12 protein-coding genes are annotated in these 21,510 nt (G+C 40.1%); 7 read left to right on the top strand and 5 right to left on the bottom strand.

Going from position 1 to position 21,510, the window contains the following annotated elements; genetic code table 11:
- Nucleotides 1–50 precede the first annotated feature (50 nt).
- Together GYM62_RS16260 and GYM62_RS16255 are read right to left on the bottom strand one after the other, a co-directional pair.
- Nucleotides 51–3,302: a sialidase family protein gene (locus GYM62_RS16260; protein WP_219957178.1), complete on the bottom strand. Its 3,252-nt coding sequence runs from the start codon at nucleotides 3,300–3,302 to the stop codon at nucleotides 51–53.
- Nucleotides 3,303–3,403: 101 nt separating this feature from the next.
- On the bottom strand, nucleotides 3,404–4,714 hold the full coding sequence (locus GYM62_RS16255; RefSeq protein ID WP_219957177.1) for a peptidoglycan DD-metalloendopeptidase family protein: 1,311 nt from the start codon (nucleotides 4,712–4,714) through the stop codon (nucleotides 3,404–3,406).
- A 363-nt stretch (nucleotides 4,715–5,077) separates the two neighbouring features.
- On the opposite strand from GYM62_RS16255, the gene aspS reads away from it, so the two are divergent.
- Nucleotides 5,078–6,832, top strand: a complete 1,755-nt coding sequence (aspS, locus tag GYM62_RS16250) for an aspartate--tRNA ligase (RefSeq protein WP_219957176.1) — start codon at nucleotides 5,078–5,080, stop codon at nucleotides 6,830–6,832.
- Nucleotides 6,833–6,856: 24 nt separating this feature from the next.
- Here aspS and GYM62_RS16245 read toward each other — a convergent pair whose 3' ends face one another.
- Complete coding sequence (locus GYM62_RS16245; RefSeq protein WP_370627673.1) at nucleotides 6,857–7,516, bottom strand: lysoplasmalogenase; 660 nt, start codon at nucleotides 7,514–7,516, stop codon at nucleotides 6,857–6,859.
- A gap of 377 nt (nucleotides 7,517–7,893) precedes the next feature.
- Here GYM62_RS16245 and GYM62_RS16240 point away from each other — a divergent pair, with 377 nt between their 5' ends.
- From GYM62_RS16240 to GYM62_RS16215, 6 genes are all read left to right on the top strand, one after another.
- Nucleotides 7,894–11,163, top strand: a complete 3,270-nt coding sequence (locus tag GYM62_RS16240; protein WP_219957174.1) for a TonB-dependent receptor — start codon at nucleotides 7,894–7,896, stop codon at nucleotides 11,161–11,163.
- 222 nt (nucleotides 11,164–11,385) lie between these two features.
- Nucleotides 11,386–12,168, top strand: coding sequence for an alpha/beta fold hydrolase (locus tag GYM62_RS16235; protein WP_144604085.1), 783 nt, complete (start codon nucleotides 11,386–11,388; stop codon nucleotides 12,166–12,168).
- A gap of 238 nt (nucleotides 12,169–12,406) precedes the next feature.
- Nucleotides 12,407–13,489, top strand: coding sequence for an efflux RND transporter periplasmic adaptor subunit (locus GYM62_RS16230; RefSeq protein ID WP_219957173.1), 1,083 nt, complete (start codon nucleotides 12,407–12,409; stop codon nucleotides 13,487–13,489).
- 1 nt (nucleotide 13,490) lies between these two features.
- On the top strand, nucleotides 13,491–16,553 hold the full coding sequence (locus tag GYM62_RS16225) for an efflux RND transporter permease subunit (protein WP_091655677.1): 3,063 nt from the start codon (nucleotides 13,491–13,493) through the stop codon (nucleotides 16,551–16,553).
- Nucleotides 16,553–17,890 (top strand): TolC family protein, encoded by a 1,338-nt coding sequence (locus GYM62_RS16220; RefSeq protein ID WP_144604083.1) that lies wholly within the window; start codon nucleotides 16,553–16,555, stop codon nucleotides 17,888–17,890. The genes GYM62_RS16225 and GYM62_RS16220 overlap by 1 nt, the downstream gene beginning before the upstream one ends.
- Nucleotides 17,891–18,017: 127 nt before the next feature.
- Complete coding sequence (locus GYM62_RS16215; RefSeq protein ID WP_144604082.1) at nucleotides 18,018–19,412, top strand: transporter substrate-binding domain-containing protein; 1,395 nt, start codon at nucleotides 18,018–18,020, stop codon at nucleotides 19,410–19,412.
- Here the strand turns inward: GYM62_RS16215 and GYM62_RS16210 are convergent.
- Nucleotides 19,409–19,882 carry a RidA family protein gene (locus GYM62_RS16210; protein WP_144604081.1) on the bottom strand — a complete coding sequence of 158 codons (474 nt, stop codon included), beginning with the start codon at nucleotides 19,880–19,882 and terminating at the stop codon, nucleotides 19,409–19,411. The two genes, GYM62_RS16215 and GYM62_RS16210, sit on opposite strands and share 4 nt — an antisense overlap.
- 255 nt (nucleotides 19,883–20,137) lie before the next feature.
- Nucleotides 20,138–21,451: a gluconate:H+ symporter gene (locus tag GYM62_RS16205; RefSeq protein ID WP_144604080.1), complete on the bottom strand. Its 1,314-nt coding sequence runs from the start codon at nucleotides 21,449–21,451 to the stop codon at nucleotides 20,138–20,140.
- Between the last annotated feature and the right edge of the window lie 59 nt (nucleotides 21,452–21,510).

Genomic DNA, 21,510 nt, shown 5'->3' with positions numbered 1-21,510 from the left:
TCAGCAAGTAGAAATGAAAAAGCTCCAGCTTTTAGACTGGAGCTTTAAAATTAATTATTCAAGCCTTTTATTGGAGGTGCTCCGTTTGCTTTTAATCGTTGCGCAAGTGAAGGGATAGTTTCATTGCTTATTTTATTTAATTCCTCTGCAATTGGTTGGTATTCCTTCTTGCCTGCCTCAAGAGAAGACTTTTGCATTCCTGTAGGACCATATGTTCCATAAGCCCCACCATATGCCGCAGAAATCCGATCTGAAATAGTATGTGGCATGGCATCGAAAATCTCTCTTTGTGCCAAATTACCATTGATTTTTGAATCAAGGCTCAACAAAGCCCTTTCAGCTTTATATAGCTCTTCCATCAATTGTGGATCTGACTTAGATGATCTTGATAGGGAAACCTGCATTGCTTTTACCAGATCTGTTGCTTCGTTTAATTGCAAATTGCCCGCAGTCACTTCATTGACGAAAGACTGAAGTTCGGATCTGAAAGATTTGATTTCTTCCAAGGACTTGCTTGGTAAGGCTCCTTTTCTTAGAGGCTTCACCTTAAAACTTACAGGTTCTCCCATTTGAGAAATTTGACCTTCTTTTTGCATTATCAAAACAGCCTTGTAGGTACCCGGCAATGCCATCATCCTTCCCCAACTTCTCTGGTTTATTGATTCAGGGTTGATCAGGTTCTGACTTGCCATGCTCAAATCCCATGCAGTTCTATGGAAACCTGCAGAAGTATTTGCATTTACACGCTGAACAATATTTCCTTCCTCATCTGATATAACAAGGTGGATTTCGGGACTTTTTTCTCTCATTTCTGCCTCCAGCGCCTCAAATCCCGGAAAAGGAATGGACTGATTTTTCATTTCAGCCTCTTTTTTCTGACGCTCAGCTTTGGCCGTTTTTACTCCTTCTTTGATAAAGTAGGTGAAAGTTACCCCAAATTCAGGGTTGGGAGCTGTCCAGTAATTATCACCCATGTATTCTTGAGTGTCTTTTGGCTCATACCAATAGCCGTCTCTTGGTTCAAAAAGCTTCGCAGTCTGATTTAATGTTGATTCTGTTATTTCTCTCAAAGGACTGATATCATCCAAGATGAAGAAACCTCTTCCGAAAGACGCTCCTACTAAATCATTTTCTCTTCTTTGGATAGTAATATCTCTAAATGAGATAGTTGGTACTCCTCCTTCCAATTCGATCCAGTTTTTACCTCCATCAGGAGTGAAATAGATTCCAAACTCAGTAGCTAAAAACAAAAGATCTTTTTTAACATGATCTTGAACAATTCTCCATGTCAATAAAGGAGTAGGGAGGTTTCCGTTGATCAATTTCCATGTTTTTCCTGCATCTGTACTTTTTGCTACATAAGGTTTAAAGTCTCCTTCCTTATGATTATCCAAGACCACATAGGCCGTATTCTCGTCAAATAGGTCCGCACGGATATCATTTACGAAGGCATTAGCAGGAACTCCAGGAATACTTCCAACCTCTACTGCAGTCCAGGTTTCACCACCATTTACTGTGGATTGGATCAACCCATCATCTGTTCCAGCATATAAGATATTTGCATTTATAGGAGATTCTCCCAAGGAAGTGATCGAACTGAAGTTAGACATGGCATAGACGTCCCAAGCATTATCCCAACTTTGGTTTTTACCCATGATAGGTTGTTCCAACCTTTCTTTTTTCTTGGTCAAATCACCTGAAATAGCAGTCCAGGAATCCCCACGATTAGTGGATTTCCAAACTCTATGGGAAGCAAAATATAAGGTACTTGGCACATGCTGGCTTGGAAGAATAGGAGAATCCCAATTGAATCTTTCCTCTCCTTCACCTGCTGCAGGTTGTGGTTGAATAAACACGGATTCTCCTGTTAATCTGTCCAATCTATTTAAATATCCCTGCTGAGACTCTGCATATCCTATTTCTGGATTTCCGGGTTCTACAGCAGATTGATGCCCATCACCTCCTAAAACTCTTGACCAATGTGCATTGGAGATTCCGTCTTCGTCATCAGTACGGGAAGGGCCTCCATGAGAGCCATTATCTTGAGTTCCTCCAAATACATTATAGAATGGTTCAGCGTCATCTACTGCCACTTTGTAATATTGAGTAATAGGAAGGTTGTCAAAATACCTCCAGGTTTTAGTTCCGTCTAAAGTTTGATAAATACCTCCATCAGTTCCCAATAGTAAAAAGTCCGGCTCTCCTTCAATAAAGTTTAATGAATGGCTATCGGAGTGAGTTGCTGATGTATTTAAAAGAGAAAATGTTTTTCCGTGGTCATATGAAACCTGCATTCTCACATCGATCAGATAAATTGTTCCAAAATCATGAGGAGATGCGTATAGCTCCTGATAATAGTGAGGTCCTGTAGCTCCTGATACTGCATCGGACATTTTTTCCCAAGAAGCGCCTTGATCTTTGGTCAAGTAAACTCCTCCAGATCTACGTATTTGTTCAATTGCAGCATACACATAATCTGGGTTTTGAGGACTGATGGCCAAACCAATCTTTCCAGTTACTCCACTCGGTAGTCCATTTTGTAATTCAGTCCAAGTTTTCCCCCCATCAGTGGATTTATGGATGCCTCCTTTTTCTCCACCGCCCATGTAAGCTGCAACGGTTCGGTGTCTTTGCCAAGTAGCGGCATAGATTACTTCTGGATTTCTTGGGTCAATTACGATATCTGCAACCCCTGTCCATTCATCATCACCCAAAGTTTTAGACCAGGTTTTGCCTCCATCCTCTGAGCGATAAAAGCCTCTTTCTCCACCTTTATTCCAAAGTGGGCCTTGAGAAGCCACATAGATTACATTTGAATTTGAAGGATGTACAATGATTTTACCAATATGCTGAGAATCTTTGAGACCCATGTTTTTCCAGGTCATACCTCCGTCTTCACTGAGATAGACTCCATCACCAAAGGAAATATGACGGCCTCCATTATTTTCACCGGTTCCAATCCAAATTCTATTGGGATTGTTGGGATCAATTGTCACACAACCAATTGCAAAAACTGGCTGCTCATCAAAAATTGGTGTCCAGGTAGTACCTGAATTGACAGTTTTCCATACTCCGCCCGAAGCCGTGGCAACGTACCAGATATTTCTGTTGGAAGGGTGGATTGCAATATCAGCAATTCTACCGGAGGTAAATGCCGGGCCGATATTCCTGAATTTGAAAGCTGAAAAATCCTGTTTTAGCAAAGGGGAGCTTTCAGTAGTAGTTGATCTTTTCTGGGCTTGGACTGAAAAACTTAATGTCAGTAAGATCATCCAAAAACCGATAACTTTTAGTCTCATCATAGATAGATTTGGTGGTTGAATAGGAAAGATAAAAAAAAGAAGCTGAAAGTCAGGAGGACTATCAGCTTCTTATGAATATTGGATATTTCTTCGATTAATTATTAATCACTTGAACCAACAGGGATCAAATCCTGTGTCTGGGCTACAAGTTTAGGATTTTCACCTGTCACAGGAATATTGGCGAGTAATATAAGGGCTTCAGATTTTTTGGTTTCAAAGGCTAGTTTATTTTGAGAAAGAATCGGCTCAGAAGGTGGGATCTTTTCTCTTAACCAGTCTTCTTGTTTTCCATTTTTCCAAAATCTAAAACACAAGTGTGGTCCGGTTGCAAGTCCGGTACTGCCTACATAACCGATTACCTGTCCTTGTTTGATTCTTGCGCCAGCACGAATACCTTTTCCAATTTTGGACATGTGTAAGTATTGAGTGGTGTAGGTACCATTATGTTTAATTTTCACATAATTGCCGTTCGCAGATGTGTAGCGAGCTTCTATGACTGTTCCATCGCCCACAGAGCGTATTTCTGTTCCAGTTGGCGCTGCATAGTCTGTTCCTAGGTGCGCTTTGTATCTTTTCTGAACTGGATGAAATCTTCTCAGATTATATCTTGAGCTAATGCGGGTATATTTAAGTGGGTCTCTAAGAAATGCTTTTTTCAAGCTATTTCCATCTTGATCAAAAAAGTTAACTTCCCCGTTTTGCTCGAAAGGGATCGCATGATAAGGTTCTCCTTTGTGTTCAAAATAAGCGAGTTTGATATCAGTAATTCCGACTACTTGCCCATCGATTAATTTCTCTTCGAATTGAACCTTGTATTTATCGCCTTTTTGTAAGCTTTGGAAATCAACAGACCAACCATACAAATCTGCAAACATATCAATCAAATCCGGCCCGATTCCCTGATTGGTCATGTCTACATAAAGGGAGGTATTAATCGTTCCTCCAGCTTCTCGGGTTCTATATTCTGCTGGCTTTTCTGCCTTGTAAATGTCAACGCTATCCAAGTCAAAAACTACATATTCGGAAGGACTTGGCTCATAAATAAAAAATCTTGCTTTGGAACTGTCTGTAGGGGTTAAAACAGTGAATTTTCGGTTGGTAGCTATTCCCCTTACATCAAATACCTCTTTAGACTTTTTGGCGATTTCGTCTATAATTTGATAGGGTACATTAAATGGGCTAAGAATGGTGGCTAAAGTTTGGTTTTTTGCGACTGTACCTTCTACGATATTCAGTCCCGTCACATTGATTCCATAGAGGTATTGCTCGTTTAGATTTTCAATCGCAGTACTGTCACTTAGATTTTGCTCTTCAGAACTGAAAGTATTCAATTTCATTTCTGAAAATTGGAACCAAGCCGCAACCCCAATCGAACTAATTAAGGCGGCTATACCAATCCATTTTTTATTCATAATAAACTCTTATGTTTTGAGGGTGAACCGAAACAATCCTCAAGCAAGCCAAAAAGTCCCTTTTTTGCAAGCTTTTGGTGATCAACGGAGGTCATTTAACAACAATTATTGTTCCTGAATCCTGCTGGAAATGTAATTAACTCAAAATTTCGTGATTTTTTCCATAATCTAACTAACTATCAAGCTGCTAATTTTTGAACCATAGGATTTAAAAAGTTTTCTAAACAAGAAAAGATGCCTTTGTATGGAGTAAACTTCTGCATCAACCTCTTCTCTTTTTTTATTTGCTACATTCCTTTTCAAGAATCATGGCTTACTCCTGTGCATTTATTTATCTTTGAGCCTTCAAAAAATAAAAACCTTATGCTTAGAACGCATTCTTGTGGTGAATTACGCCTTGAACACGTCCAAACGAAAGTCAAGTTAGCCGGCTGGGTACAGCGGGTAAGAAATAAAGGAGGCCTGATTTGGGTTGATTTGAGAGATCGCTATGGTGTGACTCAATTGATTTTCGAAGAAGGCTCCACAGATAAAGCCCTTTTGGAAAAAGCAGCCCAATTGGGAAGAGAGTTTGTCATTCAGGCTGAAGGTATAGTTATTGAAAGAACTTCCAAGAACGATAAAATACCAACCGGATCCATCGAAATTAAAGTTGATTCTCTCAACGTTCTCAACCCCGCCAAGGTACCTCCTTTTATAATAGAGGATGAAACCGATGGGGGAGATGATCTGAGAATGAAATATAGATACTTGGATTTGCGAAGGGGAGTAGTGAGAGAAAAGCTGCAATTGCGTCATCGTATGATGCAGGAAACCAGAAAGTACATGGATGCGGCCAACTTCATTGAAGTTGAAACTCCTGTTTTGATTAAGTCTACTCCTGAAGGGGCGAGGGATTTTGTGGTTCCGAGCAGAGTAAATCCAGGAGAATTCTATGCTTTACCCCAGTCTCCTCAGACTTTCAAGCAGCTTTTGATGGTTTCTGGCTTTGATAGATATTTTCAAATCGTAAAATGCTTTAGAGACGAAGATTTGAGAGCAGACAGACAACCTGAGTTTACTCAGATTGACTGCGAAATGTCATTTGTAGAGCAAGAGGATATTTTAAGCACTTTCGAAGGTCTTACCCGTCATTTGTTCAGAGAAGTAAAAGGAATAGAGCTGGAGGAAGTACAGAGAATGACTTTTGCTGAAGCAATGAAGTTTTACGGCAATGATAAGCCTGATTTGAGGTTTGATATGAAATTTGTCGAGCTCAATGAATTGACTCAAGGAAAAGGTTTTGGAATTTTTGATGCTGCAGAATTGGTAGTTGGAATTTGTGCCAAAGGTGCTGCGGAGTATACAAGGAAACAGTTGGATGCCTTGACTGATTGGGTGAAAAGACCTCAAATCGGAGCAAAAGGACTTGTTTATGTCAAATACAATGCGGACGGTTCTTTAAAATCCACAGTAGATAAATTCTATTCCTCTGAAGATTTACAATCTTGGGCTGATGCTTTTGGAGCAGAGCCTGGTGATTTGATGTTAGTATTGAGCGGAGATGCAAAAACTGTGAGAAAACAGCTCTCCGAGCTTCGCCTTAAAATGGGCGAAGAACTGGGCTTGAGAGATAGAACTGTATTCAAGCCACTATGGGTGGTAGATTTCCCACTATTTGAATGGGATGAAGAAACCCAGAGATATCATGCCATGCATCACCCTTTCACTTCACCGAAGAAAGAGGATATCGCACTTTTGGAAAGTGATCCGGGTGCGGTAAGAGCCAATGCTTATGATTTGGTAATCAATGGAGTTGAAATTGGCGGTGGATCAATCAGAATTCATGATAGACCTACACAACAATTGATGTTCAAGCATTTAGGGTTTTCAGAAGAAGAAGCTCAAAAGCAATTTGGGTTCCTAATGGAAGCCTTCGAATATGGGGCACCTCCTCACGGTGGAATTGCTTTTGGCTTTGACAGACTCTGCGCCATTTTTGGCGGATCTGACTCTATTCGGGATTACATCGCCTTTCCGAAAAACAATTCAGGCAGAGATGTGATGATAGATTCACCAAGCACCATCGCTCAGGATCAACTGGAGGAGCTTTCGATTCGAGTTCAACTCAAAAAATAAGAAAAGAGGCCTAGCGCCTCTTTTTTATTGGGGTTTGATCAAATGGGACCGTATTCCCATCACAATCAGAAGTTGAGCAGTAGCATAAGTTCCCATGATAATTATTCCGGCTTCTGGGAATTCCATGTAGAACATATCAATCGCCAAAACTCCATCTGAGATAAGGAATAAGCAGGCTCCTATAAATACCTGCCAAAAAGATTCTTTATTACATTTTCCATATCTATCCCTAGCTAAAGTGACCATGGAAACAATGGTAATAATGTAGGCTATAACCGGAATTTTAAGATTTCCCAGATTGGAATTGATCAAAAAATAGATCAGCGCCGCTACTATGTAAATCGGGAGATTGATGAGAAAGACTTTCACAAAATTCACTTTTCCAATTTTTCCCGGGTTCCTCTGGGCTATTTTAAATGCTATTATGTAGCAGATATGTGCCATCAAAAAGGCACCGAGCCCATAAATGAATAAATGAGGCCAAAGCAATAGGATATCGCCAATCAAAGAAAAGATCAATGCGGCCATAGTGGCTTTAGACAAAAGAGTCCAGGCTATTGGTTTTGATATTTGAAAAAAGTATCCGATCAAACTGATAAGGATCAGAGGTTTAGAGAAAAAAAGATAAGAGCTTAACCCTTCTAATAAAAACGACAGGTGTGCGATAGAAGCAAGTAAAAACAAATAAAGCCAAAGTATATTCTTGTTTTTCAAAGCGTAGATTATTTGGGTTTTGTACTGTAATATAAGTTGATTTTACATGAATGGCTCTTGCTGCCAAATCTGATTTTGAAATATTGAATTTTTCAAATTTTTAATCAAATATTCATATTAAGAATATTCATGATAAAACTGTTCAATTGGCAGAATAAATCTACTTGAAAAGAGATGATATTGATCAAAAAAGAAAATTAAATTAGGATTGAGTGTTAAGTTATTGTTAAAAATTGTGAAATTAGCGCCCGTAAATTTAACGTAGAGTACCCCAAAAACCTTTCGATGGAAATTACCTTTGCATCGGATTTTAATTCAAAACCAACTTTACAAACAAACAAAAAATTATGAGGCAAAATTTACTCAGAAACTTGTTGGCAATGTTCCTGGTTGTGCTGAGCACTAATTGGGCAATGTCGCAGGGTGTGACTACTGGTAACATTCAGGGTTTGGTGACCGACTCTTCTGGAGACGCCCTTCCTGGAGCAAACGTAGTAGCAACCCATGAGCCATCTGGAACCCGTTATGGGGCAGTGAGTAATTTAGAAGGTCGTTTTGTTCTTCCTAACATGCGTGTAGGTGGGCCTTACACTGTTAGAATTACTTTTGTAGGATTTGAAGAAAGAGCATTTGAAGGTATTGTTTTAGGTCTAGGTCAAACCTATACCCTAAATGCAGTTTTGTCAGATGGTCTTGAATTAGAAGCGATTGAAGTAATTGCAAGCAAAGACGCGATCATGAATGCAGACAAGACTGGTGCTGCATTAAACCTTACAAATGATCGTATCAATGCTTTACCAACTGTGAATCGTAACATCAACGATTTTACAAGATTGACTCCTCAATCTAATGGTACTTCATTTGCCGGTACTTCCAGCCGATTCAATAACTACACGGTTGATGGTAACATCTACAACAACAACTTCGGTCTAGGTTCAGGACAGTTTGCCGGATCTAACCCAATCTCTTTGGATGCGATCGAAGAAGTTCAGGTTAACTTGGCTCCTTACGATGTACGTTTGGCAGGTTTTACAGGTGCTTCTGTAAATGCTATCACTAAGTCAGGTACAAATGAATTCACTGGTTCTGCTTACTATTTCTTGAGAAATGACCAGATGATCGGTGATAAAGTAGGCGATACCAGACTTCCTATCGACGATTCCAAGAATGAAATTGTAGGTTTCCGTTTGGGTGGTCCAATCATTAAGAACAAATTGTTCTTTTTTGTTTCCTATGAAACTGAATCTGAGGCAGTACCTAGCTATACCAAGGTAGCTGCTAGACCAGGATTAGAGCCTGATGGTTTGACTGTTTCCAGAGTTCCAGCATCTGATCTTGACTTCATCAGTAACCAGTTGCGTACGCTTTATGGTTATGAAACTGGACCTTACGAAAACTATCCATTTGCTTCTGAGCAGGAGCGTTTTAATGCTAGACTGGATTTCAACATCAATGACAATCACAAATTGTCTGTGAGATATAACAATTACACCGCATTTACAGATGTGCGTACTAACGGAAACTCTATCCGATTCATTTCTACTCGATTCAGAAATACTTCTAGAACGGGTATCGAAGCGATGAACTTCCGTAACACTAACTATACCAATGACAGAAATGTACAATCTTGGGTAGCTGAATTGAACTCAAGAATTGGATCCAACATGTCAAACCAATTCAATATTGGCTTTACTTCTATTACGGATCCTAAGCGTGGTATTCCAGGTGGACAGGCTTTCCCTTTCATAGAGATTTTGGAGCCAGATGCTTCAGGTAACCTGCTTTATTACACTTCTGTAGGTAATGAATTGTTTACTGTTGGTAACCTGTTGGAAAACAATATCTTCAACGTTACTAACAACTTCTCTCTATACAAAGGAAAGCATACCTATACTTTCGGAGCTAACTTTGAGTATATGACGTTTGACAACGCATTTAACCCTGTATTCAACGGTTTCTACCGATTCAATAGCTACGATTCATTTGTTGAGACTGTAATCAACAGAACTCCAGGTACATATCCTGATGCTTTCGCAAAAAGCTTTGCCCTGGACGGATCTACAACTCCTCCTACCGATCAAACTCGATTTGGTCAGTTTGGTGTCTATGTACAGGACGAATATCAAGTTACTTCTAAATTGAAAGTGACCGGCGGTCTTCGAGTAGACTTCCCATTCTACCCAATCGATATTCCAAGAAACCAATTGTTGGATAATCTTAACAAGACTTTTGAAACTCCTGACGGAACAATCACTCCAGATGTAAGTACTTTCCCTAAAGTAAATCCATTGTGGTCTCCACGTGTAGGTTTCAACTGGGATGCTAAAGGTAACAGAACTACCCAAGTAAGAGGTGGAACAGGTATTTTCTCCGGTAGAATTCCATTCGTATGGTTGTCTAACCAAGTAAATGGTTCAGGTGTAGTAAGAGGTGGTCTTGGATATGAAGGAGATGATGTTGAGGATGCGTTTGGTCCTAACTACGTATTCAACCCAGACGTAACTTTTGGAAACCCTGAAAACCCAGGACAGTCTCTTTCTAACGAATTGAACTTGACTGATAGAGATTTCAAACTTCCACAAGTTTGGAGAACAAACCTTGCTGTTGACCAAGTGCTTCCATTTGGAATCATCGGAACAATGGAATTCATCTACTCTAGAGATGTATCCACACCAATCGCGTACAATCCTGTATTGAGAACTCCTGACGGTACTTTATCAGGACCTGACACAAGACCTTTCTGGAACGGAACCAACTATTCTAATGATCCTGATTTCAGAAACGTATTCTACTTGACTAACGCGAGAAGAAAGGCAGATTACTACTCTTTCACTGCGCAGTTGCAGAAGCAATTCGATAATGGTTTCAATACCATGATTGCATACACTAGATCAAGATCTAGAGATTTGGATGCTGCGGGTGGTTCTCAGGCTATTTCATTGTGGCCAGCTACTGTACAGGTTGACAGAAACAATCCTGATTTGAGTTTTGCTGAATTTGATATTCCTAATAGATTGATTGGATCTATTTCATACCAGACTGATAATACTACCATCTCCATCTTCTATGAAGGTGCTGATGCAGGTAGATTCTCTTATACTTACTCTGGTAATTTTGGGGATGCTTCAAACAGATTGATGTACATTCCAAACAACGCAAATGAATTAGTATTCCAGCAATTCACCTTGAATGGTAGAGTTGTTACACCAGCTGAGCAGGCTGCTCTTCTGGATGCCTACATCGATCAGGATGAATATCTAAGTGCTAACAGAGGTAAAATTGCTGAAAGAAATGGAGCATTGAGACCTTGGGTTAACAGATTTGATTTAAGAATTACTGAAGATTTGGTTCTTTCTAAAGACTCTAAAAACAAGCTTCAGCTTTCTATCGATATTTTGAACGTAGGTAACCTATTCAATTCTGAGTGGGGTATTCAGAGATTTGCTTTCCAGAACAACTTATTAAATTACCGAGGTGTGAACGCACAAGGTCAGCCTCAGTATAGATTGAATACAGTACCTGGTACTAGCGAATTCCCAACTGAAACCTTCAGAACTTCTACTTCACTAGGAGATACTTGGAGAATGCAGGTTGGTGTAAGATACATCTTCAACTAATCTAATTTAAACCATATTAAAAGCACCTCTGAAAAGGGGTGCTTTTTTTGTATAATCTCAAATAAAACTTCTTTTGGGATATGAATTTGACAAAATGTATCCCCTATTTTTTCCATTGATTGAAGGCATTTGCCTTCAGTGTTTTTTATAGTCAAATCCAAAAAAAGACTATGTAAGTTTACAAGTTCAGAACCAATACCCTGACCCTAGAGTTAAGCTAGCATGTTGTATTATAAAATGTTTCATCACGCTGCAAGTAAAGAGTGGGTGGTATTTATCCATGGAGCCGGAGGCTCTTCTGCGGTATGGTTTAAGCAGCTAAAAGACTTTCAAAAGCATTTTAATTTGCTTTTGATTGATTTGAGAGGTCATGGTAAATCGACGGATTTGCCGAAGGCGATTTATAATCAGGAATATACTTTCGAAGCGGTTACCAAAGATATCATAGAGGTGCTGGATCATGTCAAATTACCCCCAGCTCACTTTATGGGAGTTTCTCTGGGCACAATTCTGGCAAGACAACTTGCAGAGTTGGAGCCTGAAAGGGTAAAGTCTTTAGTCATGGCAGGTGCAGTCACCAGACTAAATGTCAAGTCAAGGCTTTTGGTGTTTTTGGGAAATACCTTCAAAAAAGTAATTCCTTACATGTGGCTATATCGTCTTTTCGCATATATCATACTCCCAAGGAAGCAGCATTCTGAATCTAGAAACCTCTTTATTCAGGAAGCTCAAAAGCTTTGTCAGAAGGAATTTATCAGGTGGTTTAAATTGACTAAAGATATCAACCCCCTGTTGAAATATTTCAAAGAAGTAGATCTGGGGATCCCAACTCTTTATGTGATGGGAGATCAAGATTTGATGTTCCTCGAACCAGTAAAAAAAATAGTCAGACAACATAAAAATTCAATTTTGGAAACTTTGAAAGAATGTGGACATGTGGTCAATGTAGAGCGTCCGGATGAATTTAACCGTCTTTCCTTAGAGTTTATCAAAAACAAATCCTAACCTATTCAGAATTAGAATTCATGAAATGCCCTTGAGGAAAAATCTCAAACAACTTGTCCCGATCTTGTTTCGGGAGGAGGATGATTATCCTGGGCATTCCTCCCGATAGTTATCGGGATGACCTCTAAAAAACAAATCATAAACAGATGAAATCGAGCATGAGCCAAAGCGATACACAAGGCGATGATTATAATTCATGCGAAGATTCCATGTGGCCTTAAAGAAAAATTATAAACACATGAAAAAGCAGACCAAGGTCATTCTTATTTTAGCCATCATAATACTGGTGGTTGTCGCTTTTCTATATCCAAGGTTGGACACTAGAAACACCAATGAGAATGCTGTGACTTCCACTGGTTCAGGACGAGGCCCTGCTCAGGAGCTTCCTGTCAATGTAGTCAAATTGAAGAAAGAAAGTCTCAGAAATCAATTGCAGGTCACTGGAACGATTTTGCCCAATGAAGCTGTAGATATTCGACCTGAAGTTTCCGGCCTAGTCAGTAAAATTTCATTCAAAGAAGGTCAATATGTGACCAAAGGAACCCCTTTGGTCTATCTGGATGATGATGAATTACAGGCACAATATCAAAGGTTACAGTATACTCAGAAGCTTTTTGAAACCCAAGAAAACAGGCAAAAACAATTATTGGCAAGAGAAGCAATCAGCCAGGAAGAATATGATATTGCACTTAATCAATACAATACCACGCTTTCTGATTTGAAATTGGTAGAAGCCCAACTGGCTAAACGAATTATTCGGGCTCCATTCAGCGGAAGAATAGGATTGAGAATGATTTCTGAAGGAAGTGTAATTAGCCCATCAGACATGATTGCGAGTATTGTGAATATTGACCCAATCAAAATTGAGTTCTCTATTCCTGAGAGATATTCCAACCAAGTGAAAATGGGAGCTCCAATTTATTTTTCCAATGAATCTTCTAAAGAAGAAGTGCAAGGAGAGGTTTATGCCTATGAACCACAAATCGATGCAGCTACCCGAACCCTGAAGTTAAGAGCATTGAGTTCTAATAAAGAAGGGAAGTTTCTTCCGGGGATGTATGTGAGAATTCGATTTGTTTTAGAAGTAACCGAAAATGCATTGATGGTACCGGCAGAATCTATTATTCCTGAATTGCAGGGATATAAAGTATATGTGGTAGGCCCTGATAATAAAGCTCAGGAGAAAGCAGTAGAAATTGGAACCAGAACAGAAACCCAGGTTCAGATCCTAAGCGGACTGGAAGAAGGGGACTTGGTTTTGGCCACAGGAGTCTTGCAAGCACGCCCCGGCATGCCTTTGAAATACACTCAAATCAATTAAGATGGCGAGTTTATCGAATTTAAGTATTAACAGGCCAGTTTTGGCCATCGTGATGTCCCTGATCATTTTATTGTTCGGGGCCATCGGGATATCTCTTTTGGGTATTCGAGAGTTCCCCAGCGTTGATCCTCCAATCATTAATGTCAGAACCAATTATGTTGGAGCAAATGCTGATGTAATCGAGGCTCAAATCACCGAGCCCTTGGAAGAAGCTATCAACGGGATTCAGGGGATTAAATCTCTGACCTCTACTTCCAATGACGGTGCCAGTAGTATTACCGTGGAATTTGACGTGGGAGCAGATTTGGAAGCGGCAGCAAATGACGTGAGAGATAAGGTTTCCGGAGCACAAAGAAACTTACCTCCTGATGCTGAACCACCAGTTGTATCCAAGGCGGATGCTGACTCTCAGCCCATCGTTTTCCTCAACGTAAAAAGTGATGAAAGAAGTCTTCTTGACCTTTCAGACATCGCTCAAAATATTTTCAAAGAAAGACTTCAAACCATCCCGGGAGTCAGTAGAGTACAGATTTGGGGAGAAAAAGAATATGCCATTCGACTAAGAATGGATCCATTGAAAATGGCTTCTTATGGAGTAACCCCTTTGGATGTTCTTTCAAAAGTTCAGTCCGAAAACGTAGAGCTGCCATCCGGAAGAATTGAAGGCGAGACTATTGAGCTTTCGGTAAGAACGAAGAGCCGTCTGTCTTCCCCGCAGGAATTTAACCAACTTATCATTAAGGAAAGCGAGAATAATATTGTTCGCTTTCAAGATGTGGGAAAAGCGGAATTAGCCGCTTTAAATGAAAGAACTGTCCTAAAAAGAGACGGTGTCCCAATGGTAGGGGTAGTTTTGGTTCCTCTACCAGGTTCAAACAATATTGAGATTGTTGATGAATTTTACAGACGTTTAGAGTTTATCAAAAAGGATTTACCGGCTGATGTAGGTTTGGAAATCGGATTTGACTCTACAACCTATATTAGAAACTCCATTGCGGAGGTTCAGGAAACAATTATTACAGCCTTTATTCTGGTTGTAGCTATTATTTTCCTCTTTTTGAGGGACTGGAGAACTACATTTATTCCTGTTTTAACCATACCGATTTCCCTGATAGGAGTATTTTTTGTCATGTACTTGATGGATTTTTCTATCAACGTATTGACACTATTAGGCATCGTTCTATCCATTGGATTGGTGGTCGATGACGCGATTGTTGTATTGGAGAATATCTATGCACGGATAGAAAAAGGGGAGAAACCACTGCAAGCCGCTCAAAAAGGTGCTGAGGAAATCTTTTTCGCAGTAATCGCAACCACAGTGGCATTGGCGGCAGTTTTCCTGCCAGTAATATTCCTGACAGGGACAACTGGCCGACTTTTCCGAGAATTTGGAATCGTTGTGGCAGGCTCTGTGATTATTTCCTCTTTTGTCGCATTGACCATGACGCCAATGCTCAGCTCTAAATTGTTGAAAAGAAGAGAGAAACATAATTGGTTTTATAATTTTACCGAGCCTGGATTTGTTTGGCTAAACAATCAATATGACCGAGCATTAAGCTGGTTTATGAACTTCAGATGGGTTGCTTTCCTGCTCATCATATTCATGGGTGGGGGGATCTATTGGTTATTCAATGAAATTCCTTCCGAATTGGCTCCTACCGAGGATAGAGGGGAGCTAAGAATCAACATGGCAGGTCCAGAGGGTGCTACCTTCGATTATATGGACCGTGTGATTGATCAAATGGTAGGAGATTTCTTGGAGTCTTTCCCTGAGGAAGAAGTATCTGGTTTGATTTCAGTTACATCCCCGGGTTTTGGTACAGCCAGTACTAACTCAGGATTCGTACGATTTATTTTAACTGACGCTGAGAATAGATCTCGAAGTCAGAACGATATTTTCAATGAGGTGAATGCAAAACTCAGAACCTATACATCTGTAAGAGCATTTGCCGCACAGCCCCAATCAATAGGTGATCGTCGTGGAGGCTTGCCAGTACAGTATGTGCTCCAGGCACCTACTTTGGAAAAGCTGAAAGAGAAGATTCCAACATTTATGGAGGAGGTGAATAAAAGTGATAAGTTCATTTTCGCAGATATCAACTTGAAATTCACAAAACCTGAGCTTGAAATAGAAATTGATCGGGAAAAGGCAAGAAATATCGGGGTGTCTGTACAGGAAATAGCACGAACCCTACAACTTTCCTATTCAGGTCAGCGATTTGCCTACTTCATCATGAATGGTAAACAGTATCAAGTGGTCGGAGAAATGCAAATTGAGGATAGGAATGAGCCAATTAATCTTAGGATGCTTTATGTAAGAGCAGAGAATGGTCAACTGGTGCAATTGGATAATCTGGTAACAGTTGTCGAAAAAAGTACTCCACCGCAACTATATAGATTCAATAGATTTGTTTCTGCAACAGTATCAGCTAACCTTGCCGAGGGTTTTACCATAGGTGATGGTCTAGATGAAATGGATAGAATCGCTGCTGAGGTATTGGATGACTCCTTTGCCACTGACGTATCAGGACCTTCCAAGGAGTTTAGAGAAAGCTCCAATAGCTTGATCTTTGCTTTTCTTTTTGCCTTGGTTTTGATCTATTTGGTCCTTTCAGCCCAATTTGAGAGCTTCTTAGATCCGCTGACTATCATGTTTACCGTGCCTTTGGCAATCTTTGGAGCATTACTTACCCTATGGGCTTTTGATTTTACACTCAACATTTTTAGTCAGATTGGGATCATCATGCTCATTGGCTTGGTTACCAAAAACGGAATTTTGATTGTAGAATTTGCCAATCAGCGAAAAGCTAGTGGGATGGATGTGAAGGAAGCAATTTATGGAGCAGCCGTGGCCCGATTTAGACCTATTTTGATGACTTCTCTTTCCACGATTTTGGGGATTCTTCCAATTGCACTGGCATTGGGAGCAGGTGCTGAAAGTAGAGTTCCTATGGGAGCTGCCGTTATTGGAGGGCTTGCTTTTGCAACCATACTTACCTTGTTCATTATCCCTGCGATTTATACATACTTGACTTCTAAAGAAGGAAGATTAGCCAGAATTTGATGAAGAAAATATACTTTTTGCTCCTCGTGAGCTTATTCGTAAAAAGTTCTTTTGCTCAAAACTCCGAGTCTTTGGATCTGGAAAAAGCTATTCAGCTTGGTTTGGAGAATAATTTGGATGTAAAGATAGCAGTTGAAAACATCAATCTCCGTCAGGGTGAAGAGCGGATTGGTTTGGGTTCCTTTCTTCCCATCGTGGACGCTATTTACACTAGAAACTATTCCACAGAAGATGTAACGCAAAAATTTGTCAATGACCCTGAACCTAGACAGATAGATGATGCCAAATCCAGATCTGAAAACTTCACCATGGCAGCAATTTATGGTTTTAGACCTGAAGCTTTTGTGGTTCTTAAAAGACTTGGGCTATTGACAGAAGTTTCTCAGCTTGAAGCAAAAATTGCTGTTGAAAATACAGTAGCAGGTATTTCCACCGCTTATTATCGACTGGTGTTAGAACTTCAGCGCTATGAAGTTTTAAAGAAAACTTTGGAACTCAGCCAAGCAAGATTGGACATTGCTCAGGCACAATATGAATTAGGGGGAGCAGGAAAAAGAGATTACTTGACAGCAGAAGTTGACTATAATTCTGATTTAAGCTTATTGAAAACTCAGGCTCAAATCATTCAGGCTGCAAGAATTAATTTGAATGAGCTGATGGCTTTGGATCCTTCCAGAGAATTTTCTGTGAGTGATACCATTAGGATTGGTGAAATGCTGAGAATTGGAGACTTGGAGGAAAGTGCCTTTATGGAAAACAAGCAATGGCTGGTTACTCAAAGGCAGGAAAACGTAGCTTTTTTGCAAATGAAAGAGCTTCAGGTTTCCAGGTTACCCGCCTTGAACCTAAATATGAATTATGTAAATAATACTTCTAATTCCGATGCAGGGTTTTTGATCCAAAATCAAAGAGAGGGGATTAATTACGGAGGAAACATTTCTTTCAATTTGTTTTCAGGTTTTACCCTGAATAGAAGAATCCAAAATGCTCGAGTCCAGCAAAAGATTCAAGGGTATGCGGTAGATCAGTTTGAGATTCAATTGAAATCAGATTTATATAGAGCCTACAACACGTATTTGAATAATCGGGAATTACTTGAAATTGAACAGCGAAATTATGCTGTCGCCAAAGAAAGTAGTGAGATTGCCTTGGAGCGATTTAGACTAGGGATCGCTTCTTATCTCGAATTTAGAGATGCGCAGGTAAATTTACTTACTGCAGAAACCCGATTGATCACTTCGATTTACAATATCAAGGAACAGGAGATTGAATTGATGCGCTTGTCGGGGAGAATATTTTTCGACAGTAGTTTCGAGGAATTGAGATTACCTCAATAGAATTGAATAGAGGGCCTTTTACAGAGGCCCTTTTCTTTTATGGATTTTTAATAGAAAGGGTTTGTTGTTTTGGCATACACTTTGACTATCAGTGCTTTCGAAACATCCAGGGAGTTTTTCCCAGTGTATGAAGAAAGGAATAATCATACTATTCGCAACTGTTGTTATTTTATTGTTTGGGGTACAGTGTACCTTTCTCGAGCAGCAGTTCAATAGGACATTCAAAAAAGAAACCTACATTTTAGACCTTGAAGGGATTAAAAATAGAGGTTTCATCCGGGCGGCGGTTGATAATAATTCGACAGGATATTATATCTACAGAGGGCGTAGAATGGGCTATGAGTACGAACTCTTAAGAGACTTGGCCAAAAGATTGGGCGTGCAGTTAAACTTGGTTTTGGTTTCTGATATCGATAAAGCCTTCGAATATCTCAATGATGGCCGGGTTGATTTGATTGCTATGAATCTGGAAAAAAGTCCAGTGAGGGAGGGGAAAGCTACTTTTACTCAGGCTCTTGGAAAAATAAGTACCGTTCTGGTCAGTTCCGAAACTACTCCTGCTACCAAATCCTGGCAGGACTTAGAGTCAGACACAATATTTGTGAGGCAGGGGGCAGTTTATAAATCCCAACTTTGTAAAATCAAGGATTCCTTACAAGTGAGTTTTACTGTGATAGAGTCACCTTTGCATGAAGAAACATTGATTGATCAAGTTGTCAAGGGGGAGATTCGATACACCATTGCAGATCAAAATATTGCTCAAGCAAATGCCACTTATTACGAAGGATTGAATATTTCGTGGAAGGTGACCGAATCCGAAGAAGTTTCTTGGGTAGTGAGAGATAATTCGCCCAAGTTACTGGGAGAAGTCAATACATGGCTAGAGGATAAACAGAAGAAGTTTATTCCTATGCTTTATGCTAAATATTTTCTGAACAGTAAAAACAGTTATTTCAGATCTACCAGTCCTTTCTCTTCCTTAGTAGGAAATAGAATTTCTGTTTATGATGATTTGATCCAAAAAGGAGCCGAAGAGTTAGGCTGGGATTGGCGATTATTAGCTTCCTTGGTTTACAAAGAATCCAGATTTGATACCTCAGCAACCTCCTATGCAGGTGCACAGGGGCTTTTGCAATTAATGCCGGTAACTCTGGAAAGATTTGGAGTGGAAAACCCTAATGATCCATTTCAGTCCTTGATGGGTGGAGTGAAATATCTTCGGTATTTGGATAAATTCTGGATGGAAAGAGTGCCCGAGACTAATGAACGAATCAAATTTATTTTAGCATCATACAACATTGGTCACGGTCACGTAGAAGATGCTTGGAGACTTACTTTGAAATATGGCGGAAATACCCAAAGCTGGAAAGAAGTTGCAGGTTTTCTCGAATTGAAAAGTGATCCGGAATACTATCGTGACCCTATAGTCAGAAGTGGATTCGCCAAAGGGCATTTAGCTGTCAACTACGTCAAAGACATTATGAATATCTTTGAATCCTACAAAGCCTTGGTTCAGCCTTAAGCGCCTTCATGCAGTTCAAATATTGCTTCAATTTCTACCGGGATATTATCCGGCAAGGTTCCCATCCCTACTGCTGACCTGACGCCTACCCCGTAATCGGTACCCCAAACATTTGCAAATAATTCGCTGCATCCGTTGATGATATAAGGGTGCTTTTCAAATGTGGAAACACAGTTCACCATTCCCAATACCTTAATCACTCTCTTGACTCTATTTAAAGAACCAAGATTTGCCTTGATGGTGGCAAGCATGGCAAGCCCTACTTGCTGAGCAGCTTTTTTCCCTGCTTCCATATCCAAGTCTTGACCTATTCTTCCGATTATCAGAGAACCATCGGCCTTTACCGTCCCATGTCCCGATAAATAGAGATGTTTCCCGTCAATCAGGCAAGGCTTGTATACCCCTAATGGCTTTGGGGCAGGAGGTAAGGTTAATCCTAGTTTTGCGAAATTACTTTCAGGAGTTTCCATGGCTTTTAATTTTAAATGATGATAGTCACTGAGTTTATTTTCTTTTTTAATCTACAACCAATTCACTTTTTGAATAATATGGGTATGCGCATTCTTACCAGTATTGACAAAAATACGGCTTATTGTCTGCTGAAAGGATCAGAATCCGGAAGCTTCGGTCTTCGGTCATCGGTCTTCCAACCTGTCAAGCAAGGAAAATAAGGCAACTGGCATGATTGCGGATAATCAGATTAAATAAAATACTTCCTTGTTTTTCTATATAAATATATCCAAAATAAGGACACCTATTAATCCTATGACAGCAACCAAGGTCTCCATTAAAGACCAAGTTCGTATGGTGTCTTTGATACTTACATTGAAAAACTCTTTATACATCCAGAATCCCGCATCATTGAAATGAGAAAACATCAAGCTTCCTGCTCCGATGGATAGCACCAGTAAATTGGGGTCCACGTTCATAGTTGTAACTAGAGGAGCTATGATGCCTGCTGTAGTTAGACCTGCCACAGTAGCCGATCCCACACAGACTCGAATAATAGCAGTAATAAGCCAAGCCAATATCAATGGGTGCATTTGCCAGGTTTTAAGACCATCTGCAATGACCTGACTCACCCCGGTATCTGTGAAAACCTGCTTCAAAGCTCCTGCTCCAGCGACAATCAAGAGTATCATTGCGATGTCTTTGGTAGCATCGGTATATAAGGACATCAGCTGCTTCATGGAAAATCTTCTTCTCAATCCTAAGGTATAGGTGCCAATCAACACGGAAATAATCATGACTATCCCAGGATTAGAAATAAAGCCGATCAGTTCATTTAGCTCACCTGAAGTCTCCCAGTTCAGGCTGATGGCTGTAGTTCCTACCAATAAAAAGACGGGCAATAAAGCTGTTATGAAACTATTGGCATTTCCAGGTAAATCTTTTTCCTCTTTGATTTCTGCCTGAAATGTCTTCAAGGGTTTAGCCTCAACCTTTTTGAGTTGCGTTGCGAAAATAGGCCCAGCAATAGCAACGGTAGGGATGGTGATTAAAAACCCATAGAATAAGGTTAGCCCCATATTGGCCTCAAACTGAGCAACCAATGCAGCGGGAGAGGGATGTGGAGGAAGAAATCCATGGGTGACCGATAGCGCAGCGAGTAAAGGAATCCCCACGTACACTGCTGAGATTTTGTATTGATAAGCGACGGTAAAAGCCAAAGGAACAAGGAGTACGAAACCCACATTGTAAAAGAGTGGAATCCCGACGATTAAACCTGTCAATGCCATGGCCCAGGTGATGTACTTTTCACCAAATATATTCATCAAGGTATTGGCAATTCTTTGAGCGGCACCGCTTTCAGCGACGAGTTTGCCAAGCATAGCTCCCATGACGATCACTATGACTAAATCTCCCAGAAGATTTCCCATGCCTTTCTGCACGGAACCGGCAATTTGATCTGCAGGAAGGCCTAAAAGAAAGCCGGCGGTGATGGAAGCTATCAAGAAAGCCAAAAAGGGATTTAATTTGGCCCAGACGATTAACAGTACCAAAATAGCGATACTGAGCAGCACAAGGAAAATGGTCATAGGTTAGGTTGGGTTGAGATTTCAAGATAAAAAAAATGTGCTATTCCGTTGTGCGTTTG

The sequence above is a fragment of the Algoriphagus sp. NBT04N3 genome (genome assembly GCF_019443765.1).
Classification (GTDB): Bacteria; Bacteroidota; Bacteroidia; order Cytophagales; family Cyclobacteriaceae; genus Algoriphagus; species Algoriphagus ornithinivorans.
This window is presented reverse-complemented; position numbering and strand designations above follow the sequence as displayed.